Annotated in this window: 25 protein-coding genes; 18 read left to right on the top strand and 7 right to left on the bottom strand. The window is 28.7% G+C overall.

Annotated features, from left to right (window positions below; genetic code table 11):
• Positions 1–26 precede the first annotated feature (26 nt).
• From B9N70_RS04335 to B9N70_RS04320, 4 genes are all read left to right on the top strand, one after another.
• Positions 27–992: a membrane dipeptidase gene (locus tag B9N70_RS04335; RefSeq protein WP_085114583.1), complete on the top strand. Its 966-nt coding sequence runs from the start codon at positions 27–29 to the stop codon at positions 990–992.
• Positions 993–2,648: a hypothetical protein gene (locus tag B9N70_RS04330; RefSeq protein ID WP_085114582.1), complete on the top strand. Its 1,656-nt coding sequence runs from the start codon at positions 993–995 to the stop codon at positions 2,646–2,648.
• Positions 2,649–2,655: 7 nt separating this feature from the next.
• On the top strand, positions 2,656–3,267 hold the full coding sequence (locus tag B9N70_RS04325; RefSeq protein WP_085114581.1) for a DUF3726 domain-containing protein: 612 nt from the start codon (positions 2,656–2,658) through the stop codon (positions 3,265–3,267).
• A gap of 144 nt (positions 3,268–3,411) precedes the next feature.
• Positions 3,412–4,725, top strand: a complete 1,314-nt coding sequence (locus tag B9N70_RS04320; RefSeq protein ID WP_085114580.1) for a DUF2064 domain-containing protein — start codon at positions 3,412–3,414, stop codon at positions 4,723–4,725.
• A gap of 1 nt (position 4,726) precedes the next feature.
• Here B9N70_RS04320 and B9N70_RS04315 read toward each other — a convergent pair whose 3' ends face one another.
• Positions 4,727–5,473, bottom strand: coding sequence for a sterol desaturase family protein (locus B9N70_RS04315; RefSeq protein WP_085114579.1), 747 nt, complete (start codon positions 5,471–5,473; stop codon positions 4,727–4,729).
• 113 nt (positions 5,474–5,586) lie between these two features.
• Here B9N70_RS04315 and B9N70_RS04310 point away from each other — a divergent pair, with 113 nt between their 5' ends.
• The 3 genes from B9N70_RS04310 to B9N70_RS04300 all read left to right on the top strand — a co-directional run bounded on the left by B9N70_RS04310 (position 5,587) and on the right by B9N70_RS04300 (position 8,058).
• Entirely contained in the window at positions 5,587–6,522 is a 936-nt protein-coding gene (locus B9N70_RS04310) for an ABC transporter ATP-binding protein (RefSeq protein ID WP_085114578.1), read from the top strand.
• Entirely contained in the window at positions 6,512–7,279 is a 768-nt protein-coding gene (locus B9N70_RS04305; protein ID WP_085114577.1) for an ABC transporter permease, read from the top strand. The genes B9N70_RS04310 and B9N70_RS04305 overlap by 11 nt, the downstream gene beginning before the upstream one ends.
• A gap of 140 nt (positions 7,280–7,419) precedes the next feature.
• Entirely contained in the window at positions 7,420–8,058 is a 639-nt protein-coding gene (locus B9N70_RS04300; protein ID WP_085114576.1) for a hypothetical protein, read from the top strand.
• Positions 8,059–8,116: 58 nt separating this feature from the next.
• On the opposite strand, the gene B9N70_RS04295 is transcribed toward B9N70_RS04300, so the two are convergent.
• Both B9N70_RS04295 and B9N70_RS04290 read right to left on the bottom strand, forming a co-directional pair.
• Entirely contained in the window at positions 8,117–8,791 is a 675-nt protein-coding gene (locus B9N70_RS04295; protein ID WP_085114575.1) for a nucleotidyltransferase family protein, read from the bottom strand.
• Positions 8,781–9,734, bottom strand: coding sequence for a polysaccharide biosynthesis protein (locus B9N70_RS04290; protein ID WP_231909372.1), 954 nt, complete (start codon positions 9,732–9,734; stop codon positions 8,781–8,783). The genes B9N70_RS04295 and B9N70_RS04290 overlap by 11 nt, the downstream gene beginning before the upstream one ends.
• A 40-nt stretch (positions 9,735–9,774) precedes the next feature.
• Between B9N70_RS04290 and B9N70_RS04285 the strand changes: the two genes are divergently transcribed.
• Positions 9,775–10,704 (top strand): hypothetical protein, encoded by a 930-nt coding sequence (locus tag B9N70_RS04285; RefSeq protein ID WP_085114573.1) that lies wholly within the window; start codon positions 9,775–9,777, stop codon positions 10,702–10,704.
• Here B9N70_RS04285 and B9N70_RS04280 read toward each other — a convergent pair.
• Entirely contained in the window at positions 10,694–11,647 is a 954-nt protein-coding gene (locus B9N70_RS04280; protein WP_085114572.1) for an ADP-ribosylglycohydrolase family protein, read from the bottom strand. The genes B9N70_RS04285 and B9N70_RS04280 overlap by 11 nt on opposite strands.
• A 50-nt stretch (positions 11,648–11,697) precedes the next feature.
• On the opposite strand from B9N70_RS04280, the gene B9N70_RS04275 reads away from it, so the two are divergent.
• Genes B9N70_RS04275 through B9N70_RS04260 form a run of 4 tightly spaced genes read left to right on the top strand, consistent with a single transcriptional unit; the run spans position 11,698 to position 15,237 of the window.
• On the top strand, positions 11,698–12,405 hold the full coding sequence (locus B9N70_RS04275) for a class I SAM-dependent methyltransferase (RefSeq protein ID WP_085114571.1): 708 nt from the start codon (positions 11,698–11,700) through the stop codon (positions 12,403–12,405).
• Positions 12,384–13,085 carry a formylglycine-generating enzyme family protein gene (locus tag B9N70_RS04270; RefSeq protein ID WP_085114570.1) on the top strand — a complete coding sequence of 234 codons (702 nt, stop codon included), beginning with the start codon at positions 12,384–12,386 and terminating at the stop codon, positions 13,083–13,085. The genes B9N70_RS04275 and B9N70_RS04270 overlap by 22 nt, the downstream gene beginning before the upstream one ends.
• 12 nt (positions 13,086–13,097) lie before the next feature.
• Complete coding sequence (locus B9N70_RS04265; protein WP_197684939.1) at positions 13,098–14,561, top strand: DUF294 nucleotidyltransferase-like domain-containing protein; 1,464 nt, start codon at positions 13,098–13,100, stop codon at positions 14,559–14,561.
• The gene (locus B9N70_RS04260) at positions 14,545–15,237 is read left to right on the top strand and encodes a 3'-5' exonuclease (RefSeq protein WP_172819953.1); all 693 of its coding nucleotides are present in this window, start codon (positions 14,545–14,547) and stop codon (positions 15,235–15,237) included. Before B9N70_RS04265 ends, B9N70_RS04260 begins: the two co-directional genes overlap by 17 nt.
• Here B9N70_RS04260 and B9N70_RS04255 read toward each other — a convergent pair whose 3' ends face one another.
• Entirely contained in the window at positions 15,238–15,765 is a 528-nt protein-coding gene (locus B9N70_RS04255) for a cytochrome b (protein ID WP_085114567.1), read from the bottom strand.
• Here B9N70_RS04255 and B9N70_RS04250 point away from each other — a divergent pair.
• Both B9N70_RS04250 and B9N70_RS04245 read left to right on the top strand, forming a co-directional pair.
• Complete coding sequence (locus B9N70_RS04250; RefSeq protein ID WP_085114566.1) at positions 15,760–16,227, top strand: cytochrome c; 468 nt, start codon at positions 15,760–15,762, stop codon at positions 16,225–16,227. The genes B9N70_RS04255 and B9N70_RS04250 overlap by 6 nt on opposite strands.
• A 119-nt stretch (positions 16,228–16,346) precedes the next feature.
• Entirely contained in the window at positions 16,347–18,776 is a 2,430-nt protein-coding gene (locus B9N70_RS04245) for an FAD-dependent oxidoreductase (protein ID WP_085114565.1), read from the top strand.
• Positions 18,777–18,784: 8 nt separating this feature from the next.
• Here the strand turns inward: B9N70_RS04245 and B9N70_RS04240 are convergent, their stop codons facing one another.
• Positions 18,785–20,122 (bottom strand): FAD-dependent oxidoreductase, encoded by a 1,338-nt coding sequence (locus B9N70_RS04240; protein ID WP_085114564.1) that lies wholly within the window; start codon positions 20,120–20,122, stop codon positions 18,785–18,787.
• A gap of 2 nt (positions 20,123–20,124) precedes the next feature.
• Entirely contained in the window at positions 20,125–20,766 is a 642-nt protein-coding gene (locus B9N70_RS04235) for a GntR family transcriptional regulator (RefSeq protein WP_085114563.1), read from the bottom strand.
• A 76-nt stretch (positions 20,767–20,842) separates the two neighbouring features.
• On the opposite strand from B9N70_RS04235, the gene panB reads away from it, so the two are divergent.
• The 4 genes from panB (at position 20,843) to B9N70_RS04215 (ending at position 24,737) form a co-directional block, all read left to right on the top strand.
• Complete coding sequence (gene panB, locus B9N70_RS04230) at positions 20,843–21,706, top strand: 3-methyl-2-oxobutanoate hydroxymethyltransferase (RefSeq protein WP_085114562.1); 864 nt, start codon at positions 20,843–20,845, stop codon at positions 21,704–21,706.
• Between the two features lie 93 nt (positions 21,707–21,799).
• Entirely contained in the window at positions 21,800–22,852 is a 1,053-nt protein-coding gene (dctP, locus tag B9N70_RS04225) for a TRAP transporter substrate-binding protein DctP (RefSeq protein ID WP_085114561.1), read from the top strand.
• Between the two features lie 44 nt (positions 22,853–22,896).
• The gene (locus B9N70_RS04220; protein WP_085114560.1) at positions 22,897–23,415 is read left to right on the top strand and encodes a TRAP transporter small permease subunit; all 519 of its coding nucleotides are present in this window, start codon (positions 22,897–22,899) and stop codon (positions 23,413–23,415) included.
• Positions 23,412–24,737 (top strand): TRAP transporter large permease, encoded by a 1,326-nt coding sequence (locus tag B9N70_RS04215; protein ID WP_197684938.1) that lies wholly within the window; start codon positions 23,412–23,414, stop codon positions 24,735–24,737. The genes B9N70_RS04220 and B9N70_RS04215 overlap by 4 nt, the downstream gene beginning before the upstream one ends.
• The last annotated feature ends 19 nt before the right edge of the window (positions 24,738–24,756 follow it).

The raw sequence follows: 24,756 nt of genomic DNA, 5'->3' as shown, positions 1-24,756 counted from the left end.
TATTGATAAGGTTTATTCACGTACTCATGAATTACAGAATAGATAATCTACAATATTGCAATTGGTCTCGAAGAATTTTTGAGATTAATAGAGAAGCTAAACTAGACGCTGTGCATGCAACAATAGTTTATCATGAAGATTTTGATGAATTACTAATTGAAATAAAAAAATGGGAAGAATTATTTAATCAAAATTCAGATTTAATTTTTTTAGGCAAGAGCTTTAAAGATATTGAAAAAGCACATGATGAAAATAAAACCGCTATTTTTTTTGGTTTTCAAAACTGTTCACCAATAGAAGACGATATCAAATTAATAGAAAAGGTTCACGATCTTGGATGTAGATTTATGCAACTCACATATAATAACCAATCTTTGCTAGCAACAGGATGTTATGAAAAAATTGATAGTGGTGTTACAAATTTTGGAAGAGAGGCAATTAAAGAAATGAATAGAGTTGGAATTGTTGTGGACATGTCTCATTCAGCTGAAAAAAGTACCTTTGATGCAATCGAAAATAGTGAAAAACCCATAGCAATTACCCACGCAAATCCAGCTTTTTGGCATCCAGCTAAAAGAAATAAATCAAGTGATTTGCTTAAGACTTTAGGAGAGAGTGGTGGCATGTTGGGTCTTTCTCTCTATCCGCATCATTTAAAAAATAATACTAATTGTGAGATACAGAGCTTTTGTGAGATGACTGCAAAAACTGCGGAAATGATGGGTGCAAAAAATATTGGAATAGGATCTGATCTTTGTTTAGATCAACCAGATAGTGTTGTTGAGTGGATGAGAAATGGAACTTGGTCTAAAAGTAAAAATTACGGGGAAGGATCAAAGAACAAACCTGGCTTCCCAAAACAACCAGATTGGTTTGAAGATGCAAGGGGCTTTGAAAACTTAGAAAGTGGATTATTGAAAGTTGGTTTTTCACAGGATGAGACCGATGGTATACTTGGCAATAATTGGTTTAATTTTTATAAAAATATTTAAATGCTAGTTCAATTAAGAGATCCAAATGTAATAATGAAATTATCTAGACTAGGATCTTTTCATCAATCAAGATTATCTTTTTTAAGAAGTTTTTTAGATGAATTTAAAGATTGGGAATATAAAAATGATCTATTTAATTTAGATGAAGAAGGTTTTGGAACGGCTATTTATTCATTTAAAAAAAAACAGAGAGTTTATTCATTAGTTTGTTTTGCTAATAAAATTAGTGATAACGAAAGATCTGATCGAGTAATTGCAACCAAATGGGATGCTGCTTTTACACTTCATGATGGAATACCATCTAAAGAAGATATTGAAAGATTAAAAAATGAAGTTCCAAAACAAGAAGTTGGAAGACTATCATATAAAGAATTGACTTTATCTAGGGCCAATAAGTCAGTTCGAGTATTTAATCATGTAGTTGATAGTTTAAGTAAAGGTCAGCAGCCCGACTTAGACCTACTAACTAAAGTTGGATATCTCTATAGAACAACTGCTGTTTACGGTTCTGGAAAATTTGGTCTTGCAGATAGAATTAGATTAAAAAATAGAGAAGAGATCAATGGTCCTTTTAGACTAGAAATGATGTTAGTTTACCTTGTTAGACAATTCACTTTTGATCAAGTAAATCACGTTGCAAAATTTAAAAATCCTAAAACAGCTGTGAAACTTGATAAAAATATTTGCAAGAATTTAGGAATTGGTAATTCTACAGGACTTGGTATGGCACCATTTATAGTCAATCATCCAACACTTTTAAATAATTGGATTATGAGTAGGGAAATTGCTTTAAAAGAAATACGTGAAATCAAAGAAGCCAGTAATCAAGAAATTAAAATTTTCAAAGAAAGCTTAATTAGCTCAATAAAAAATATTACAAGCTGGAATACAGACAGTGAATACCAACAAAAAAAAATTAACTCTCTTTTAAAAAATGTTCAAAAATTTTTAAACTTTATAGAAAAAGAATTTAATTTTGAAATCGATTATCCTTTTAATGAAATATATTTATGGTTAGAGCAAAATGCATGCGAAGAATGCATTGAGTATGTAGTTTCAATGATGCTTGAACCATTTGATAGAATTATAAAACCTTTAATTAGCAAAATGAGCTCTGATGAGGATCAGTATTTTACAATTCCTACTCATCGAACAGTAGAAGATTTAAGAAATATAATTGAAAATAGATATCCTGACATTCTAAAAATAAATTTTGAAAAACAAGAAAACCAAAAAAATTTTTGGTTTATATCTAAAAATAAAGAGGAGCCAAGATATGCTGATAGATTTGAAGAAAATGGGTCTGAATTAGAACAACCTCTTGCAATCGCAAGAGACATCAAAAAGCTTCATGAAGTATTGCTTATTTCTAAAAACAGTTTAACAATTGATAAATTTTTAATTGAAAATTCTGATTTACGACATGTCGTTAGACGAGCGTTTATAATTGAAAAGTTTCCATATTCAGAAATACAAGACAATACTATTGGGAAAGAAGTAATACCAATTGACATGCTAAGATTGAAGCTTTCCTTTTTTGGTGCTCTTAAATTTGATCCACGATCTGACAAATGGTTAAGAATATGTATGTTTCAGGGTGCACCGCTCCCAACTGATCTTAAAAATTTTGATCAGCAATGGGTTTATAATTCTTAAGACTTCAATGAAATCATTAAGTGAAATTGATACTACTTCAAAACGTGCGAGTAGAGCAGCTGGATTTTCCTGGGGTGTGTCAGAGGAAATAGGAAAAAGTATTAGGCTTTTAGAATTATTTGGTCTTCAAGGTGTTAAGATTTTAAATCAATATTATCAAACAAAGCCAAATCAAAAATATGAAAATTTAAGTTTAATAAATCAAAAAAACACTTCTGAAAAAAATCCCTATTGTCCAATAATACTAGGAATTAGTTTTCTTGATCAGATTAAAAGTATTGAGAAGTTTAAAATTATTATTTTTAATAAAGTAGCTTTTCCTTTATTGATGATACCTTTTTTGAGTAGAAGTTCTGAAATAATAGGAAAAAGAGTATTTATTAAATTTAACAATATTGAATTTTTATTAAATCTTAACGTCAATATTTCATCTAATATATTAAATAAAAATTGTCCTTTACTTGCTGAAAATGTCGAAGTTAGAATTTTAGAAAATGAAGATAGTTTTTCAGATGAAGAATGGAAAAGCTTGTACAAACTATCCGAAGAAACATTTGTTGAAGAAACAGACAGTTTAAAAGAAGGTGCTGCAGGTGCTGGTTTGACTGATAATGACTGATAAGATTGAAAGATACATAAAAACAGAATGCGGTATAACGGAATACCATCGTCTACGTGCTTTAGCTAAAAAAAGTATCTTTAATAAAATTCGATTTTATTGGTTTGTTGTAATTGGCACTTTAAGAGATTTATTTAAGTAAAAATGAAAGTTTCAGTAATTATTCCAATTGGTCACAAAGATCAAAACTTTTCATTAATTGATCAAATCAAACAAAAATTTGAAAATTTTGAAATCATTGTTGCTGCTTCGTATCAAAACAATGAAGCAAAAAAACTTGAAGATAAAGTAGATCAATTTTTATCTGTTCATAACTCTACAAGATCTAAAGCATTAAATGTAGGTGCTGAAAATGCTAAGAATGAGATACTGTGGTTTCTTCATCTTGATAGCAATATTTCCTTAATTGATTACTTAGATTTTGAGAAAATAGATGATCAAAAAATTAATACGTTTTTATTAAGATTTGATGATGAAAAACTAAAATATAACTCAGTTGGAGCAAATTTAAGAACCAAATATCTTAATCTTCCTTTTGGAGATCAATCTTTCATCATTAATAAGAAGTTGTTTAATTTTATTGGTGAATTTACAGAGTCTATTGATAAGGGTGAAGATCATGAGTTTATTTGGAAAGCAAAAACTATAGGAGTAAAAGTTAATATTATTTCTAATTATATTTTAAGTTCAGCAATCAAATATAAAGAAGATCCTATTCTTCAAACATTAAATACTGTTAAAGATACAGTTTTACAGATCTTCAAATTTTACAAGCCAAAGAAGAAATATGTAATTTGTCATTTTTTAAAAGATCCAAAATCTCCAAAATCTAAAACTCGACTAAGGAAAGATTTATCTGATGATTTTGTTAATGAACTTAATGAAAACTTAATTGAATTATTATCAAAGAATGTAAAACAAATTAAGAAAAATAAGTTTATCTATCAAATTTCAGTTTCTGAAAAAGATAATAAAGATTACGCATATAAATTTTCAAGAATGACAGATGGTTTATATTTTACATCTCAAAATGAACTTGGAGCTTCGATGAAAGAAGTAATTAAGTTTAGTCTTAAATATTTCAAAAAAGTTGTGATTGTAGGAACTGATATTCCTTTTTTATCAGCTAAAGATATTACTGATAGTTTAAAATCTTCACCAGCTACAAATGTTTTTTATCCTACACTTGATGGAGGTTTTTGTTTACTTGCAACATCGGATGATAAAATTTTAGATATTTTAGATAAAGTGAAATATGGAACTAATACTGTTTTATCTGATCTAACAAAAAATATTTCAAAGTTATTAATAGAAAATAAATTTTATCAAGATATTGATGTTAAAGAAGATCTTTTAAAAGTTTATAAAGATTTAAAGAAAAAAGTTTATTCTCATAACCCAACTTTAAAAAAACTTTATACTTTACTTTATTCTAATCAGAAAAAATTTAGTGAGTAGTCTATTTTTTAATTGGTCTTAAAATTAAATTTAATAGATTCTGCTCTCTATCTCCTTCGACACCAATTGACATCCCAACTTTTCTTATGAACTTAGATTTTGAATTAAAAATTTTATCCCACCAACTAAATATAGTTGAGTAATTTGCATCAGTCTCACTCTGGCGTTTGTGATGATGAACCCAATGAATACAGGGAGTTACAATTATATAAGATAGGTATTTTTCAAATTTTTTTGGAAGATCAATATTTGAATGATGAAATATTGAGCTAGTTAATATTATTGCCTCAATTAAAAGGAGATTAATTAGAGAAATATTAAACAATATAATTATGAAGGATCTTACAATCGCACTTAATATCACTTCACCAAAATGAAATCTTACACCAGATGTGATATCTAAAGTTTCATCTAGATGATGAACATGATGAAATCTCCATAAAAAAGAAACTTCATGATTTAATCTATGCCACCAGTATAAAAAAATATCTAAAATTACAAGATTAAATAAAAAACTAATAATCAAGTTATCAAACTTAAATAAACTATGAACTTCAAATTGTGTTGCATAAATTGTAATTGGTAAAATTATTATGGGAGTAATTCCAATATTTACCAGCCAAAAAAAAATATTTTTTAATATTCTTGTAAATTTATCTTTAAATTCAATTTTTTCTTTAGGAAAAAAAATTTCAAAGGATAAAACTAGAATTATTGCTATAGAAACTATAATTGATTTAATAATCATCTGTATTCAATTTAAGTCAGATATCTATAAAAAGAAACTCTTCAAATGTCTCATTCCTCAAATTTTGTTAAGATTGTAATAAATTAAATAAAGTTTATATAAACTTTCCAGTTATGTCTGAAAATCAAATAGTAATAGAAAACCTATCAAAAACTTACGATAATGGTTTTAGTGCTCTTAAAAAAGTTAACCTAAATATAAAAAAAGGTGAAATTTTTGCAATGCTTGGACCTAATGGTGCCGGCAAAACATCTTTAATTAGTATTATATGTGGAATAGTTACCCCAACTTCCGGAAAGGTAACAGTTGATAGTTTTGATATTATTGAAAATTATAGAGAAACTAGATCAAGAATAGGACTTGTTCCTCAAGAACTAACATTAGAAAGTTTTGAAACAGTATTCAATAATGTTTCTTACACTAGAGGTTTGTATGGAAAAGCACCCAACCCAACTCATATTGAAAAAATTTTAAAAGAGTTGAGTCTGTGGGATAAAAAAGATCAAAGGCTTAGACAATTATCAGGTGGTATGAAACGAAGAGTTTTAATTGCAAAAGCATTATCACACGAACCATCAATTTTATTTTTAGATGAACCAACTGCAGGTGTTGATGTAGAGTTAAGACAAGATATGTGGAAAGTAGTTGAATCTTTGAGAAAAACAGGTGTCACAATTATTTTAACAACACATTATATAGAGGAAGCAGAAGCTATAGCAGATAGGGTAGGAGTTATTAACCAGGGTGAAATTATTATTGTTGATCAAACAAAAGAATTATTAAAAAAGATGGGTCATAAAAAATTAACAGTTGATCTTCAGGAAAAACTGATTGAGATCCCTAATAGTTTAAAAGAGTATAATTTAGAGTTAGGTGAAGATAAAATGTCTGTAAATTACACATATAATGTTCAAGCAAAGCAAACTGGCATCACTAATTTGCTTAAAGATTTAAAAGATGCGGGACTTAAATTAAAAGATTTAAAAACTGAACAAAGTACATTAGAAAAAATCTTTGTAAGCTTAGTAAAGGAGAATAATGAGATTTAATTTCTATGCATTTAAAGCAATCTATCTTCATGAAATGGATAGATTTAGAAGAACGATGATGCAATCACTGTTTTCTCCAGTTCTGTCGACTTCACTTTATTTTATAGTATTTGGATCTGTTATTGGAGGATACGTCGAAAATATAGACGGTATTAGTTATGGCTCTTACATAGTACCTGGTTTATTAATGTTAACTCTATTGACACAATCAATAAGTAATACGTCATTTGGAATATTCTTTCCAAAATTTAATGGAACAATTTATGAAATTTTAGCAGCACCAATTTCTACATTTGAAATAGTAATTGCATTTGTAGGTGCTGGAGCAACTAAAACATTAATTGTAGGGCTTGTGATTTTTATGACTTCAACCTTCTTTGTTGAAGTGCAAGTAATGCATCCATTATTAATGATATTTTTATTGGTACTTGTAGCATTTACATTTGCATTATTTGGTTTTTTAATTGGATTAATGAGCTCTAACTTTGAGCAGATGTCGATTATCCCCACACTAGTAATTACCCCAATGGTATTTCTAGGAGGAAGCCTATATTCTTTGGATATGCTACCACCATTTTGGCAAACAGTAACTTATTTTAATCCCGTAGTTTATTTAATAAATGGTTTAAGATTCGCTTTTTATGGCGTTTCAGATTTTAATATATGGGTAAGTATTAGCTCAATGGTTGTATTTCTTATTGCATGCATTGGCATCGTCACGTTCTTGCTCAAAAAAGGTTATAATATAAAAGCTTAAATTGATTGTTGCAAAAATACCACATTCTAAGTTTTTTTTAGATTATTCAAGGGTTATAGTAATTAACTATTTGAATATTTAACTCAATGACTTAAATAATAATCCATTAATATAAATAATAACTATAGTTAAGGAAAATTATGAAGAAAATACTAACAAGCTTTTTTTCTCTTCTTTTATTAACTTCGTCAGCTTTTGCTGGTGGAATGATCGGTATCAAAGCCGGAGTTGGTGAACTTGAAGGAAATAAAAAAAGCTACACAGCTGGAAGTAACACATACACAGCACAATCAGCTTCTGAGGATAGCGAATATGCAGCTATTTTTGCTGAGGTAAATCTTGGAGAAAGTCCAGTATCAGTTGGACTTGAATACATTCCATACACTGCAACAGTTTCTGTTGACCATGGCGCTGCAGACTCACACTTAGAATTAAGTGATCACACTACTCTTTATTTGCTTGCATCTAAAGAATTAAGCAATGGCGCTTCTGTTTATGGAAAACTTGGATACTCTATGGCAGATATTGGTGGGGTAAAAGCTAACTTTGATGGCACAACTGTAAACTCTCACGATGATAGTTTAGAGGGACCAATGGCTGGTATTGGTATTCAATCAACTGAATTTTCTCAGTTAGGTTTGATTGCTAGACTAGAAGCGACTTACACTGAATACGATGAAGTGAAGGTTAACACAACTTCAAACGGAAGTGCGTCAGTAGATAAGAAAGCTGATGCTGAATTGACTACATTCACAATTTCTATTGCGAAACCATTTTAAGTAATAGATAGTTTAAATTTAAAAACCCCTTTGAGCTTTAATGCTTAAAGGGGTTTTTTTATAAATTTTGAAGATTTTTATAATTTTCTAAGTTGTCAACTGTGAACCATTTTTTTGGCATTACATTAGAAACATAAAGCTGATTAATTTTTATAAGCCTTTTCCATAAAACATTAAAATCATCAGTATATTTTATATTTTTAATTATATCTTTTGGATTTAAAACTTGTATGCCTGTACAATAAATGTCTGTTTTAATTTTTCTTGATAATTTATAGACAACATTCTTATTTCTAGAAATGTAATCACCATCTAAACCAAACTGTGGTTTTGTAGGAACAATCATGCACATTGGACACCCTAATTTGTTGTAGTCTTTTTCAATTTTTTTGAAGTCAATTTGAGTAACATTATCACATGTTAAAACAAATATTGGTTTATTTATTTCTCTAAATATTGAGTTAAAAATCCACCAAGCGTTCCCTTTTTCATTTGTATTAATGATAGTGTTAACTTTATTTTCAATGAGATGTTTTGCTAATATTGGTCCTTTATAACCAACAGATATGTGAATATTTTTAATATATTTTCTTAATCTATTTATTCCATTAACAATTAAAGAAGATTGTTTATATTTAACCATACCTTTAGGGATTTTTTTGGTTAAAGGCATTAATCTTATGCCTCGACCAGCAGCCATTATGAAAGCATCATCAATTTTTTTATAACTCATCTGAGTTAAGGCCAAATTTAATTATTTTTTCAATTTCTGAATTATTTAATCTTTCAGCGTTTTGAGATGATACAATCTTTTTCAATGGTTTTTTTGATTGTTGATTAAAGTCAATAACAAAATATTTTTTTTTATTTATTTTAAATTCTTCTGCAAATCTTAGTTCATCTTCACCAATTAAAAATTCATCCAATCTATCGCCTTTTCTTCCTTTTATGACTTTAAATTTAACTCCAAACTTTTTTACCCAAACTTTTATGAAATCAATCATTTTAGCTGATTTCATTTGAGCAGATAGTATTTTTCCACTTAATTTATTTTTATTTTTAAGGGCTTGATCAATTAAACTTACAGCCTCATCAACAGAAAAGAAAAATCTCCTCATATTTGGTCCAGTAGTAAGTATTGTATTATTTTCTTTAATCATTTTTTTCCAAATTGGCAGAACGGAGCCAGTTGACCATGTTACATTACCATATCTCACACAAACAAATTTTGTTTTACCATATGGCTTAATGGATGAAAAAAGTCTTTCCATACAAGATTTACTAAGTCCATAAATATTCTTAATTGGAGGCGATGCTTTATCAGTGGAAACACCAATAACAGTAGGAATTCTTTTATTTAAGCAAGCTCTAGCAACATTGGTAGAGCCTACAATATTCACATCTACACATTCAAATGGGAATTTTTCAGATAAATCTACAAATTTTGTGGCAGCTGCATGTATTACGATGTCTGGTTTAGTATAATTTAAACAGTCATTGACAGATTCAATATTTGAAACATCAAGGGGAACCACTTCACAATCAGTAAGTTTTTTAATTAGAAAGTTTTGTTTATTATTTCTCGCGCCTAAAAAAACTTTGTATTTTTTTTTATAAAATAAAGCAAGGTTTCTACCAAGATATCCAGTTCCACCTGTAATTAATAATTTTTTCATTATATTGTCTGATAAATTGTTTATAAATATTATTATAATAATGTCTATATCAATACATATCCCTTTTTATAATCCAATACCTCAAAAAAAAGAAGGTTACAGACAACTTACCAGATATGATTATCTAAGAGAGAATATTGAAAGTTTAAAGAAACTCTCACATAAAGCTGACATTTTTATTCACACTCATAATTCATTTCTAGATGATAAAAAAATAGATGCAAAAGTTATAATTCATGACATTGAAGAAGATAAATTAAATAAAGGTTACTTAACTTGGTTATGTAGACCCTTAATTGAAAAGCAAATAAATGAATATCAATATTTTATGTATATTGAGCATGATATTAAGTTTACTCAAAATAATTTTGAATATTACATAGATCATAAAGATAAGTTAACTGAAAATAGCTTTCATTTGGGTTTTTTAATTTATGAAAAAAATCAAATTGATCAAAATAGATATTGCATACATGTCTCAAAAAAAATGAATAAATTCATTATGATTGATAATAAAAAATATTTTTTAAATGATTTTGAAAATTACAGTTGTTTTTGGCTTTACGAACAAAAAACTTTAAAAAAATTTATTAATTCAAAATTTTGGAAATTTAATAAGAAACTTACAAATTTTAGACATAATTACGGTATCACCGAAAGATCAGCATTGGGCTATCATGCTTTTAATATAAATTATTTTAAAGCCACTGTATTACCTGAAATAAATAATAAGCCTGATGAAAGATGCTTTATAGAGCATATTACAAATAATTATTTTAATAAATTTAAAGAAATTAATAATGATAATGAATATTTTGACATCAGAGGAGTTTGTAAATTTAAGCATGATGAAGTTTTTGAAAATAGAGACAAAAATATTAAAACAAACAAACTTCGACTAATAATAGAAAAATTTATTAGAATAAATCTTTGGAATTTTAGATTTATAACTAGGTTATTTAGGAAATAACTTTTAATATTTTTCTAGCAGGGATAGTTTTTTTTATCCAATTTATTGGAATATCTTTTAATCCGTTAAGGGCCACAAAATACGCACCTACAAAATTTGCTCTAGAACAATTACATCCACCAGCTTTAATTAATTTTATAATAGCTGATTTATAGTTTTTTGAATTTAATATTGCGTGAATTGAACCTAAAAATGTACCTGGATAACTACAAGCTTTTCCATATTTCTTTACAGTTTGGATATGAGGTTTCTTAGCATCTCTAATAATTTTTTTAAGGTTTAAGACAACATCTTTGAAATATTTATTAGAGTTATTTTTTTTTACAAAAGATCTTACTGGATCTTTTGTGCCATCTGCAGCAAGTTTAATTATTTCTAATTTAGCTAAAGCATATTGTTCACTGATTTTAGTATTTGCTACACTTTTAATAACTTTTTTAATATTTGAGATTTTTTGGTCATATAGAAAATAAGGCAGTACTGCACAAAACCCATCAGATTCATTAACCTTTTTTCCACCTGTGATATTTTTTTTAGATTTAATATTATTTATTGTTTCCATTATATTTTGATGGATCCACGGACCTGTCATTGGCTTAGTCCATTTGATTTTTTTATACTTTTTTCTAAGATTTAAATTTTTCCAATATTTTGAGCCAGGCCCGAAATTTTTAAGTATATTTTTTTTAAAAATTTTTAAAACTTCAAATTGATTTTTAGCCTCAATTAAAGACTTGAACATTACCTGTCCAACATCGTTATAGCCAGACACATTACCAGTTTTGATATTGTAAAATGGACATCTATTTTTTTTTAGAAAAGTAATATCTTTTTTATTCTTTATAAAAAAATTCAATTTTTTTGGATCATAAACCCAGTGCAAAGGTCTTGCTGCTGCGTCTGCAACAGTTGCACCTAAAAATATATGATAATCAAGACTCATTAGTAATTAATACTTTATTTAATAAAAACTTAAAATGATTAAAATAAGTTATGAAATCAATTAAGAATTGGGATAATAAAACTTGGCTGTCATCTAAAGATTACATTAATTCTTTTAATAAATTTTTAATAAAACATTCAAATCTTAACTCCAGTTCAAAAATTTTAGATATTGGTTGTGGCAGAGGAAAAATCTTAGGAAATTTATCTACTAAATTAAAATTAAAAAATAGGCCAATTGGTATTGATATAGAAAGTCATAAAGATAAAGATAAAAAAATTTTCTTCAAAAAAATTGATGGAATTAACTTTTTTAAAGCAAATAACAAAAGATTTGATTTAATACTAATTAAGCAAACTATTCACTTGTTAAAGATGAGTGAAATAAAAAAACTAATTAAATTTTGTAAAAATAATCTTTTACCTGAAGGACAAATATTTATTTTTACTCTAGATCCTGTAAAAAATGAAATACCAACATTTAAAAAGATGCACCAAAAACTTCAATATTCTCTTAATAAAGATAAAAAAATTATAAATTTTATAATCAAGAATAACAAATGTATTAGTAAAAAATTTATTTATAAAGTTAAGGTTAAAAAACAAAAATATTTGAAAATGGTTAAAGATAAATATATTTCAACACTACTTGATTTTAATTTAAAAGATATTGAAAAAGGTTGTGAAGAAATAAGACTAAAGTTTAAAAATGAAATTAATTTTAGAGATAAATTACGATGTGTAGTTATAAAAAAATAATTCTAACATTTTTAATTTTTATATATCAAAATATATCTTATGCGTTTGTTAATGAAAAAATTAATTTTGAAAAATTTTCTTTAAATAAATATGAAATTACAATCAAAGAATTCAAAAAATATGCAGTAGCAAATAATATAATTACTGAGGCAGAAAAAACAGGTGGTGGATATGAATGGGGTGCTGGTTGGGAAAAAAGAAATAATTGGAATTATCAAACCCCTTATGGAAAAAAACCAGTTTCAGAGTTAGAACCCGCTGTTCACATTAGTCGTTTTGAAGCTGATAAATATTGTAAATATGTAGGTGGACGATTACCAACTTTTAAAGAATGGTCTTTTGCAGCGTATACGCAAAACTTTGACTCAGATAAATTTAAAAAAGGGACAACTTATAAATATCCAAGTGGTGATGAAGCTAAAAATATGAATTCACAAGGTCTATTAGATTATAATAAACATGTTGATGTAACCACTTTACCTATTGGAATAAATGGTCTGGTTGCAATGGGGGGCAATGTTTGGGAATGGATAGATGATCAAAGAGGCGAAAATTCTTTAACTGCTGGTGCATCTTGGTGGTACGGAGGATCAAAGACTTCAAAAAGTGGAGCACAATACAAACCATCAGATTTTTATGCAATTTATGTAGGTTTTAGATGTGCATTTGATCTGAATTAATTATATTTAAGAATGTTTAAAAGATCCAACAGTGTAGATTTGTTTACAAATAAAGTCATGGATTACATGACTGATGATTATGTTTTAGTTGATAAAGAACAAACTGTTAAAAACTCAATTGAAAAATTAAGAACAGAAAAAAAATCAACCATTATTGTAGAAGACAATAAAAAAGTAATTGGAATTATTACTGAAAAAGACATCCTAAAAAGAATTGTATTTACATCTAATGATTTAACTAAAGTAAGTGAAGTTATGACAAGTCCTGTAAAATTTGTTTATGAGGATGATCTATTATTTCATGCAGTAGGTAAGATGCGGAAATTAAATTTAAATCACCTTCCTGTTTTTGACATGGGTTTAAAAATATTAGGAATGATAGATATGAATACAGCTCTACAAGCTGAATTAGGTGATGTTGTTAATCAAATAGATAACATGACTTATGATGAGCAAGATGTATCGGGTTTGATAAAAATCAAACAACAACAAGTAGTTCTTGCTGAAAATATGCTGGATAGAAATGTTTATCCAGGTGATATTTCATATCTTTTGAGTTTTTTAAATAATGTGATTTATCGAAGAGCAATAAGGCTTGCTGAAAAAAGAGTTGCTGAAAAAAATATCATTAAAGATATTCCTGATTTTTCTGTGATTGTTATGGGATCAGGCGGAAGAATGGAAAGTTTTTTACATCCAGATCAAGATAATGGAATTATTTATGAAACTAATGATCAAGATCCCAAAAAATTAGATTTATATTTTGAGGAGCTCGCAAAAGATTTCACTAAAACATTAGACGATTGTGATATTCCTTTTTGTAAAGGTGATCTCATGGCAAGTAATCCTTTATGGAGAAAAAGTTTGCCAGAATGGAAAAACCAAGTTAGTCAGTTTTTAGATAATCATACTCCACAAGATATGAGACATATAGATATGCTATATGACTTTAAATCTGTTTATGGAAAATCTGAACTTGCTGATAAATTAAGATTTCATTTAAATGAAAAACTTCATGAAAAAAAATTATTAAAATTTTTATATTTTAGTGAAGAAGAAAGTGATGCAGCAATTGGTTTTTTTGGTCAATTTATTCTTGAAAAAAATGATGAAGAAAATATTGGCTTACTAAATTTAAAACACACTGGAACCCTCCCATTAGTTGAGAGTATCAGATTATATTCAATTAAGCATAAAGTAACTAAAACCTCTACATTTGAGAGATTAGATGAGCTGAATAAACTTAAAGTTTTAAATGACGATGAAACTGATTTTTTTAAAAATGCTCATCGTTTTATGTCTAGCATTTTACTTAAAAATCAAGTTGAAAGAACTAAACAAGGTTTAACTATTAAAAATTTTATTAACCCAAAATCATTACTTGAAAGAGAAAAAAAAGTTTTAAAAATTTATCTTAAAAAAATAAGAGAATTAAAGCAAAGGGTCAGAGTAGATATTGGTGAAGAGTATTTTTAATAAAATTAGATATTATTTTGAAAAACAAAAATTATTTAATCGAGTATCATTAGAACAATCTAACTTTTCTATTTTAGATACTGAAACAACAGGATTAAATGTTTCAAAGGGTGATAAAGTCATATCTGTTGCTTCTTTAAAAATTAATAATTTTAAGATCCAAGAGGACTTGTTCTTAGATGAGTTGGTAAATCCTCAAATCAAAATCCCAGAAGAGTCGACAATGATCCATCATATTAAAGATGAAGATGTTAGGGATAAGCCAACCTTAATTGAAATTGAAGATAAAATATTAAAATTTTTAAAAAAAAGTGTCTTAGTTGGTCACAATATTGACTTTGATATAAATTTTATAAAAAATAATGCTAAAGGTACAAATCTAGCAAATCGTATGAAGGTTATTCAACCAATTGATACAATTTTTTTAACTGCAGGACTTTATCCAGATTTAGAAAGCTATGAATTATCAAATTTATGTGAACATTTTAATATTCAAACAGATGATCAGATAAGACATTCTGCATTAGGTGATTGTAGAATAACAGCGAGATTATTTTTATTTTTATTAAATAAAGCCAAAGACCAAGGTGTAAACAATATAGCAGGATTAGTGAAGCTTTGTAAAAGAGGTTTAAGTTTGCATCATATTATAAAGAACGCAAAAAACATTCATTAATCATAGCATTTTTTTTAAAATATTTTCTTTAAAAATATAACGGTGAACTATCACTGCTAATATGTGTAAGGATATTAAACCTATCAAGGTATAATTAGCCAGTATATGAATATCATAAAATTGATCTGCCAAATCAAAATTATCTTGAATTTGAATATCCTTAAAAAAAAAATTTAATTTTTCACCATTAAATAGTTTTTTCAAAATTCCTGAAATAGTAATTGTTAATACAGATAAATAAAGCAAGACATGATTTAGTTTTGCTATAAATTTTTGACCAAAAAAACTACTTGTTATAATTTTTGGCGTTGGATTTAAAAAGTTATTTAAAAGCCTTAAAATAACTAAATAAAATATACTTAACCCAATAATTACATGAATATTTTCTATATCTATCCTTGTCTTTCCAAAATCTAAATCAACTAAGTAAAATCCCAAAGGAATTTGAATAATTAAAAGTAAAGCTGTTGACCAATGAAAGAATTTTGAAATAAATCCATATTCTGTTATGGTGTTTGTTAAATGCACATTTTAATTAAACACACGATTAACCTTATATGCAAGGGTATAATCATAATTTCTTTTATTTTTGTTGGATTTAATGCGAATGCCAATCAAACTGTAGAGGAAATCATTAAAGGTAGGAAAGCATTATTTAGTAAAAATTATAATACCGCAAAAAGAGTTCAAGCTCTTTCATCAAGTGGAAATTTTGATGACGCAAAAAAATTAATGATGGAAATGAGTGAAAATTATAAAAAACTTAAGGAGATGTTTCCTGAAAATACTAAACAAGGTTTTAAAACTGAGTCATTGCCAATTATTTGGGAGGAGAAAGATAATTTTAACTCTTTGATGGATAAATCCTCAAATGATATGCTTGAGTTAGCTTCAATTATTCAGAATAGTGATGATGTAAAACTTGTTTTAGGAAAATTGATGTGGGGAAATTGTAAAGCTTGTCACAATAAGTATAGAGAAGAACATTAGTGAAAATAAAAGAGAAGCTCAAAATAGAGTTTAGGCCTATAATTATTGCGTTATTTTTATATTTGTATTTTCTAAAATTTACAACTACTTCTTCTAATTAATCAAAATACATAATTAATATGTCTGAACTACAATCTCATGCAAAACTTGTGATCATCGGTGGCGGTATAATGGGTGTAAGCTTATTATATCATTTAACTAAAGAGGGTTGGAGCGATGTTGTTTTAATTGAAAAAAGTGAATTAACTTCTGGTTCAACTTGGCATGCAGCTGGTCAATGCCCTCATATGTTGAGTAGTTTAAATCTTGCTAAAATTCATCTTCATTCAACAAATCTTTATAAATCTTTAGAAAAAGAAACAGGACAACCAACAGGTTTTCATGAAACAGGAAGCTTAAGACTAGCTTATAAAAAAGAAGATCTTCAGTGGTTTCATTATGTTAAAGGAATTTTAGATATAGCTGGATCTCCCTGTTCTATTATTTCAACAGATGAAATTCACAAATATCATCCATTTATAAAATTAGATGGAATACTTGGAGCATTTTACACTCCTGAAGATGGTTATACTGATCCAACTTCAACAACTAATGCAATGGCAAAAGGTGCAAGAGATAAAGGTGCTAAAATCTATAGAAAAAATAGAGTAACTGATATTGAACAATTACCAAGTGGTGAATGGAAAGTTATAACTGAAAAAGGAAATATAACCTGTGAGCATGTTGTAAATGCTGCAGGAAGTTTTTGTCCAGAAGTATCACAAATGGTTGGAATTAAGAATGTCCCAAGTATCAATATGGTTCATCAATATTTAGTAACAGAGGCTCATCCAGAGATTGAAAAATTAGATAAAGAACTTCCAGTTGTTAGAGATCCAGACTCATCATCTTACTTAAGACAAGAGGGTAAAGGATTATTAATTGGACCTTATGAAAAAGAAGTTGCTGCTTGGGCATTAGAAGGAATGGATTGGAAGTTTGATATGGAACTTTTAGAACCAGATTTAGATAGAATTGAAAAATATTTAGAAAGAGGAATGGATAGAATTCCACAATTTAAAGATGTTGGAATTAAAAGAATTATTTGTGGACCTATTACTCATACACCTGATGACAATTTTCTAGCAGGTCCTGCACCAGGACTAAAAAACTTTTGGATGTTTTGTGCAGCAAGTATCGGGATAGCACATGGTGGTGGAGCTGGAAAATTTATGGCTCAATGGATTGTACATGGTGACAGTGAAATTAATATGATGGAGTTTGAGCCTAGAAGATATCTAAATTGGGTGGATAAAGAATATTCAGTTATAAAATCAAAAGAACAATACGGACGAATGTATATAACACCAATGCCCCACGAAAAAGTTGAAGCTGGAAGACCAATGAAAACATCTGGGGTTTATCAAACATTAAAAGATAAGGGTGCAGAATATTATGATTTGTATGGTTGGGAAAAACCAGATTGGTTTAATACCGATAAAATTAAAGAGGAGTTAAGTTATAATAGAAATAATGTTTTTCCTTATATCCAAAAAGAATGTGAGCATGTTCATAATCATGTTGGGATTTTAGATTTAAGTACTTTTTCAAAATATGAAATAACAGGAGAGGATAGTTATCAATTTCTAGATCGATTATGTGTTAATAGAATTCCAAAAAAAGATGGAAGCATCATATTAACTCACACATTAAACAATATTGGTAGAATTCAGAGTGAATTTACAATCACAAAAGTTAAAGAAAATCATTACTACGCATTATCAGCAGCAGTTTCTGAAATAAGAGATTTAGATTGGTTTAATCAAAATAAACTTGATACTGAAAAAGTAGCAATTAAAAATGTTTCATTAGAAAAAGGGGTGCTCGGTTTAATTGGTCCTAAATCAAGAAATGTTTTATCAAAAGTTACAAATACCGATTTATCAAATGAAAATTTTCCTTGGTTAAAATCAAAACAGATAAAAATTAATGATATTGAAGTTTTAGCACTAAGAGTAAATTATGCTGGTGAACTTGGATGGGAGCTTCATATTGCAATGGATAAAATGAGTGAGGTTTATGATTTATTATTTAAAGAGGGACAAAGTGAAAATATAATTGATTTTGGTTCAAGAACTCTAAATTCGATGAGAATGGAAAAAGGTTATAGAGGTTGGGGGTCAGAATTAACTCCAGAAATAAGTGTGGTTGAGGCAAGTTTAGATAAATTTTTTAATCTAGATAAAAAAGATAATTTTATTGGATCAGATGCAGTTAAAGAAAGATTAAAAAAAGGCATTGATACAAAATTAGTTTATTTAGAAGTTGATGCAAAAAATGCTGATGCCCATGGTAATGAACCTGTATATTTTAACAATGAAAGAGTAGGGCTTACAACATCTGGTGGATACGGTTTTAGAGTTAAGAAAAGTTTAGCCTTTGCTTATGTTAAACCTGAAACCGCTAAACTTGGTAATGAATTTACAATTGAAATTCAAGGCAACAAAATTAAAGCAACAATTATTAAAGAACCTGTCTTTGATCCTGAAAATAATAAATTAAAAGCATAATTTTTTTGTTAATCTAATCTTGCTCCTTCTTTATTGAGTATTCTTCTAACATTTTCACCTTTTATATCTCTTAATAACATATTTTCTTTGATTGAAATTGAGGCTGCATGTCCAACTGCATGACCATAGCTAAAGCACTGTGCAGTTACTCTTGCTGATGCAACAGCTTCATGTTCAGCAGATAAGCACCTTCCTGCTGCAATAATACCTTCTCCATTTTTAGGAATAAAACAATTCAAAGGAACTTCATACACGTCATCCAGCAACCATTCAACTTTTGGTTTATTCCCAGAATGAAGTTCTATTGGCCAAGGCGATCTTGCAATACCATCTTTAAACTTTTTTCCATTGATTACATCATTATTTTTAAGTTTGTATACCCCATCCACTTGTCTTGTTTGTCTTATTCCAACTTGTGTTCCAGTATCAGTTACAAATGACTTTTCACAACCTTTTAAATTTTCTTTAAAAAATTTTGCATATTCACGAATTTGTTTTCTGCCTTGAGTTTCAGCTTCTGTAAAATCTTTATAGTAAAGAGAATTCAATTCTCTGCCATCCTCTCCAATTATTCTTGTGCAGTTACATAATAACTCATTTGGCTTTGTTGTTGAAAATAACCAAATTTTAGCCCTAGGAAGTTTATATTTATTTTCTTTGCTCATTTTAGTTATCAAATCAGTAACTTCTTGAGGCATTATTGAATTTAATCCGTATGTTTGTTTAAAAGTTTCAATATCAACACCTGAAATTTTAAAAATCATAGTTGGATTTTGCACTTTACCTTTATCACCTATAAAATTAGGCAATCCTGCCATTGCAATTACATCTGCATCACCAGATGCATCAATTGTAATTTTGCTTCTAATATTAAAAGTGCCTTGTTTACTCCAAACCTGCACACCTTCAATTTTATCATTTCCTTCCACTAACGTTTTAATAACTACAGCGTGATAAATTGTTGTAATATTTTTGTTTTGTAGAAAAATATCTGCAGTTTCTTTCCAGACTAAGGGATCATGCACTCTTGTAAAAGTTTTTCCATAAGCTATTGGCTCGGTTAAACCACCTTTTTTTTCCAACATTTTTGCAAATTCATCTGTAAAACCAAATACAGCTTGTTTAGGTTTATTTTGTAATTTATCTGAAGCTTCATACAAGCCACAAATTGTGCCTGATAATCCAGCTACAGCACCACCACCACAAAAACCATATTTTTCTATTAAAACAACTTTTAGATTTTGATTTGCAATTGTATTAGCAGCGGCTACACCTGCTGCACCACCGCCTACAACAACAACATCTGTTGAAATGTTATCTACAACTCTTTTATCAATGATTTCCATTTTTAAATGGTATTAATGGATTGTTTTGTAAAATTTTCTATATAATCCATCAATTTATCAGACTTTGATTGTGCTAAATTTTCATTACCTTGCGCAATTGCATCGCATACTGCTGAATGTAATTTTGCCATTACTAATAAATCCTCTAATTGACCTTTATTTCTATAAAACCAAAAACGTCTAGATAAACTTGCCACCAATTTAATAGCTCTTCTTACAAATTCATTATCACAGGTGACTGACAATAAATCATTCATTTGACTATCCAATTTAATAAATTTAGCAGTATTATTTTTTTTACATTTTTTCATTGCATAAGATATTTCTCTAAATTTTTTTCTTTCATTAGTGTTTGAATTTTTTGCTGCTAATTTTGCCATTAATCGTTCAATTTCTCTTCTTACCTGAACCAAATTTAGCTGATCATTTATGTTTATTTCTGTTATTAACAAACCTTTTCTTGGTAGAACTTTAATCAAACCTTCTCTTGCTAATTTTTGAATAGCTTCTCTAATTGGAGTTCTTCCACATTTTAGATTTTTTTCTAAGAAATTTTCTGTAATAAACGAACCTGGTTTATATTCTAGTTTAACTATTTTCTCCTCAATTATAGAATAAGTTTTTTCCGCTAAAGTTTTAGACATTCCAAAGCAAGCTATTATTAAATATTGACAACTGCAATCAAAATAAATTAACTTATGATATATCACAAATATATTTATGCCTGAAAAAAAAAAAAGATTAATTCAAGAAATTATCGATTCTAAACATTCAGGTGAGAAAATGGTTTATTCTTCCGTTCCAGATTATACTTCTGCAAGTTGGGCTGAAGCAGCAGGTGTAGATGTCTGTGTTGTAGGAGACTCGCTTGCAATGGTAGCTCATGGACACAAAAGTACAATTCCAGCTACTATGGATATGATGGTTATGCATGCATTAGCAGTTAGAAAAGGTGCGCCAAATACATTTGTTTTGGGCTGTATGCCATATCAAAGTTACAACACTATCAATAATGCTTTAAAAAATGCTACAAGATTTATGCAAGAAGCTGATTGTGATGCAGTAAAACCACAAGGAGGTAAATCCCAAGCACATATTTTAAAGTCATTGGTAGACTCTGGAATACCAACAGCATCTCATATTGGATTAACACCACATACAATTGCAATGTTTGGTGGATTTAAACTTCAAGGTAAAACCGCAGAAGGTGCAATGAAAATTCTTGAAGATGCTTTTGCAATCCAAGATGCAGGTTGCTTTATGTTAGAATTTGAAGCTGTTCCTGCCAAAATAGCTAAAGTAATTTCAGAACAACTAAATATTCCAACTATTGGTATTGGCGCTGGTAATGGAACTGATGGTCAAATACTTTTATCTTATGATTTATTAGGTGTCTTCACCGATTTTAAGCCTAAGTTTACTAAACGGTATGCTAATTTAACCGAAGTAGCTGTAAATGGTCTTAAGAAATATGTTCAGGAAGTTAAAAATGGGTCATTCCCTGATGAAGAACATTCTTATTCAGTATCTGATAAAGAATATGAAACATTTCTCTCATTAGTAGAAAAGAGAAAACAAATTTAACCATTCTTATATATCTGAGATATATCACCAATTGACTTTAATTTGTTAATTGTGCATACTTTTAATAATTAACTAACTAATCGGAGGGTAATTATGATTAATAAAATAAAAAAATTATTTTTATTAATTGCAACTTTTTCATTAGTAATCACTTCTCATTCAATTGCAGCTGATAAACATAAGTTTAAAATGGCTACTAGTTGGGGTGGTGGTCCTTTAATGGAAATTGGTGCTAAAGCATTTGCAGCAAATGTAGATAAGATGTCAAATGGAAGAATACAGATTGAGGTTTTTCCAGCTGGTACTCTTGGACCAGGTTTGAAAGTTTCAGAAACTGTGAAAAATGGTGTTGCTGATATGGGTCATACTTGGATGGGATATGACTGGGGTAAAGATAAAACTACAGTTTTATTCGGTGGCTATGCAGGATCAAGTGATACAGAAAAAATGCTACATTGGTTATACAGAGGTGGTGGAGCAGAAATGCAAGCTGAATTTAGAGATCAAAAGTTCGGTTTAGTTTCAATGCCACTATTTGTTAGAACTGCAGAAGTATTTCTTCATTCTAGAAAACCAGTAAAAAGTTTAAATGATTTACAAGGTTTGAAGCTTAGAACCGCTGGAGCTTGGCTAGAAATTTCTAAAGGCATGGGAGCTTCACCAGTTACAATGCCTGGAGGAGAAGTTTATACTGCTCTTGAAAGAGGAACAATTGATGCAACAGAGTGGGGAACACTTTGGGAAAATATTTCACCAGGTTTTGATAAAGTTACTAAATACGTGATCATTCCAGGTGTGCATCAGCCTACAGCGCCTTTTGAATTAGTAATAAACAAAAAGGCTTGGGGTAAATTATCTGCTGCTGATAAGCAATTGGTAAAAGATGCAGCTTTTGTTACCACAATGGACTCTTGGTTAACTATTGGAGATGAAGATGCAAAAGCTCTTGAATATTTCAAAGGTAAAGGAAATGAAATTATAGAGTTAGATGCAGAAGTTCAATATGCTGGTCGAGAGGCTGGTTTAAAATGGGCTGAAGGGGTAGCTAAAGAGAATGCTTACTTTAAGAAAGTTTTGGATCATCAAAATGAGTACTTTTCTAGATGGAAAGATTCTGGAAAATACAGAAATGTAAAAGTAAGATAATATTAAAAATTGATCTCACCCTAAAAATTTAGGGTGAGATTTTTATGAGAACTTTTTTGAATAAATTCATAAGATATACTGAAATTATAACTTGTTTTCCTGGATATATTGCTTCAGGTCTCATTATTCCTCTGATAGTTGCAACTTGTTACGAGGTTTTTGCAAGATATGTTTTAAATAACCCTACAATATGGGCATATGAATTTGGCTATTTGTTGATGGGTTTTCATTTTTTATTGGGTGGTGCTTTAACATTAAAAAAACAAGAGCACATTAGAATAGATATTTTTTACAATAGATTATCAAATAAAAAAAAAGCGGTTATTGATTTATTTTTCTATATTATTTTTATAATTCCTTGCTTGAGTGTTTTATCTTTAAAACTATATCAGCACACCGAATACTCTTTTTTAAGTGGTGAAAGTACCGGCCATTCAGCTTGGAATCCTCCAATTTGGCCAATGCATTTTATAATGTTTTTAAGTTTCTTCATTCTATTTTTACAATCTTTAGCAGAAGGTTTTAAATCAATTTTAATTTTAAAAGGTAAAAACAATAAATGATTTCATTATGGATGTTTCCAGCATTATTTGTTTTAATTTTTTTTGGTTTTCCAGTCGCTTTATCCTTAATTAGTATAGCATTTGCTTTTGGTTTAGTAACATTCGGAGATGCAGTTTTTTATCAATTCATATCTAAAATTGAAGGTATAGCTTCTAATTTTATCTTAGCAGCTGTACCTTTATTTGTTTTCATGGGGTCAATGCTAGAAAGGTCTGGTATTGCTCAACAATTGTTCAGCGCAATACACATGTGGACAAAGAAATTACCGGGAGGTCTTGCAATTGGTACTGTAATTATGTGCATAATCTTTGCAGCTTCAACTGGCGTGATAGGAGCTACAGAAACAGTTGTTGGTTTATTAGCAATTCCTGCAATGTTAAAACACAAATATTCACATTCATTAATTTCAGGAACTATTTGTGCTGGAGGTTCTTTAGGTACAATTATACCACCATCTGTCGTTGTTGTTGTTTTAGGTCCTATCGCAGACGTTTCTATTGGAGACTTAATGGTAGGAATGATTTTTCCTGGATTAGTTTTAGCTGCGCTTTACATAATCTATATTTTAATTCTTTGCATAGTAAGACCTGAAAATGGACCAACGATTACGGAAGAAGATGAGATTGATAGATTAAGTTTTAATGAAAAAATTATGATTACAGTTAAAGCTCTAGTGCCCCCAATATTAATGATATTTGCAGTTTTAGGTTCAATTATGCTCGGATTTGCTGCACCAACTGAAGCTGCTGCCTTAGGCGCAGCGGGATCTTTGATCCTTACTATATTTTATAAAAAATTTACTCTGAAAACTTTTAAAGATGCTTTAGTAAAAACAATTACTGTTACATCAATGATTATGTTTATTTTAATGGCAGGGAGTTTATTTACTGGTGTTTTTGCAGCCTCTGGGGGTATGTCAATTATGAAAGAGTTTGTTAATTCACTAGAATTATCTCCTTGGATATTATTGTTTGCATTTTTAGGTATTATTTTCATTGCAGGTTTTTTTCTTGAATGGATTTCAATTCTTTTAATTTTTATTCCAATATTTGCACCTATAGTAACTGATATTGGATTTAATCCAGTTTGGTTCTGTATTTTGGTTTTGATAATGATACAAACAAGTTATTTAACACCTCCAATGGCACCAGCAATTTTTTACTTAAGAGGTGTTTCTCCGCCTGAGATGAAACTTAATACTATGTACAAAGGTGTGATACCATTTGTTGGAATTCAAGTTGTTGCTTTAGCGATCGTAATGATTTTTCCAGATTTAGTTACCTGGTTACCCGAAAAACTATTAGGATTTGAAAATCAGTAAATTAATGAATAAAATAGTT

The organism is Candidatus Pelagibacter sp. HIMB1321, from assembly GCF_900177485.1.
In the GTDB taxonomy this organism is placed as follows: Bacteria; Pseudomonadota; Alphaproteobacteria; order Pelagibacterales; family Pelagibacteraceae; genus Pelagibacter.
This window is presented reverse-complemented; position numbering and strand designations above follow the sequence as displayed.

What these genes read in the sequence shown, in the direction of transcription:
- B9N70_RS04335 (WP_085114583.1), top strand. Translation starts at nt 27, where the DNA reads ATGAATTACAGAATAGATAATCTACAATATTGCAATTGGTCTCGAAGA.
- B9N70_RS04330 (WP_085114582.1), top strand. Translation starts at nt 993, where the DNA reads ATGCTAGTTCAATTAAGAGATCCAAATGTAATAATGAAATTATCTAGA.
- B9N70_RS04325 (WP_085114581.1), top strand. Translation starts at nt 2,656, where the DNA reads ATGAAATCATTAAGTGAAATTGATACTACTTCAAAACGTGCGAGTAGA.
- B9N70_RS04320 (WP_085114580.1), top strand. Translation starts at nt 3,412, where the DNA reads ATGAAAGTTTCAGTAATTATTCCAATTGGTCACAAAGATCAAAACTTT.
- B9N70_RS04315 (WP_085114579.1), bottom strand. Translation starts at nt 5,473, where the DNA reads ATGATTATTAAATCAATTATAGTTTCTATAGCAATAATTCTAGTTTTA.
- B9N70_RS04310 (WP_085114578.1), top strand. Translation starts at nt 5,587, where the DNA reads ATGTCTGAAAATCAAATAGTAATAGAAAACCTATCAAAAACTTACGAT.
- B9N70_RS04305 (WP_085114577.1), top strand. Translation starts at nt 6,512, where the DNA reads ATGAGATTTAATTTCTATGCATTTAAAGCAATCTATCTTCATGAAATG.
- B9N70_RS04300 (WP_085114576.1), top strand. Translation starts at nt 7,420, where the DNA reads ATGAAGAAAATACTAACAAGCTTTTTTTCTCTTCTTTTATTAACTTCG.
- B9N70_RS04295 (WP_085114575.1), bottom strand. Translation starts at nt 8,791, where the DNA reads ATGAGTTATAAAAAAATTGATGATGCTTTCATAATGGCTGCTGGTCGA.
- B9N70_RS04290 (WP_231909372.1), bottom strand. Translation starts at nt 9,734, where the DNA reads ATGAAAAAATTATTAATTACAGGTGGAACTGGATATCTTGGTAGAAAC.
- B9N70_RS04285 (WP_085114573.1), top strand. Translation starts at nt 9,775, where the DNA reads ATGTCTATATCAATACATATCCCTTTTTATAATCCAATACCTCAAAAA.
- B9N70_RS04280 (WP_085114572.1), bottom strand. Translation starts at nt 11,647, where the DNA reads ATGAGTCTTGATTATCATATATTTTTAGGTGCAACTGTTGCAGACGCA.
- B9N70_RS04275 (WP_085114571.1), top strand. Translation starts at nt 11,698, where the DNA reads ATGAAATCAATTAAGAATTGGGATAATAAAACTTGGCTGTCATCTAAA.
- B9N70_RS04270 (WP_085114570.1), top strand. Translation starts at nt 12,384, where the DNA reads ATGTGTAGTTATAAAAAAATAATTCTAACATTTTTAATTTTTATATAT.
- B9N70_RS04265 (WP_197684939.1), top strand. Translation starts at nt 13,098, where the DNA reads ATGTTTAAAAGATCCAACAGTGTAGATTTGTTTACAAATAAAGTCATG.
- B9N70_RS04250 (WP_085114566.1), top strand. Translation starts at nt 15,760, where the DNA reads ATGCACATTTTAATTAAACACACGATTAACCTTATATGCAAGGGTATA.
- B9N70_RS04245 (WP_085114565.1), top strand. Translation starts at nt 16,347, where the DNA reads ATGTCTGAACTACAATCTCATGCAAAACTTGTGATCATCGGTGGCGGT.
- B9N70_RS04240 (WP_085114564.1), bottom strand. Translation starts at nt 20,122, where the DNA reads ATGGAAATCATTGATAAAAGAGTTGTAGATAACATTTCAACAGATGTT.
- B9N70_RS04235 (WP_085114563.1), bottom strand. Translation starts at nt 20,766, where the DNA reads ATGTCTAAAACTTTAGCGGAAAAAACTTATTCTATAATTGAGGAGAAA.
- panB (WP_085114562.1), top strand. Translation starts at nt 20,843, where the DNA reads ATGCCTGAAAAAAAAAAAAGATTAATTCAAGAAATTATCGATTCTAAA.
- dctP (WP_085114561.1), top strand. Translation starts at nt 21,800, where the DNA reads ATGATTAATAAAATAAAAAAATTATTTTTATTAATTGCAACTTTTTCA.
- B9N70_RS04220 (WP_085114560.1), top strand. Translation starts at nt 22,897, where the DNA reads ATGAGAACTTTTTTGAATAAATTCATAAGATATACTGAAATTATAACT.
- B9N70_RS04215 (WP_197684938.1), top strand. Translation starts at nt 23,412, where the DNA reads ATGATTTCATTATGGATGTTTCCAGCATTATTTGTTTTAATTTTTTTT.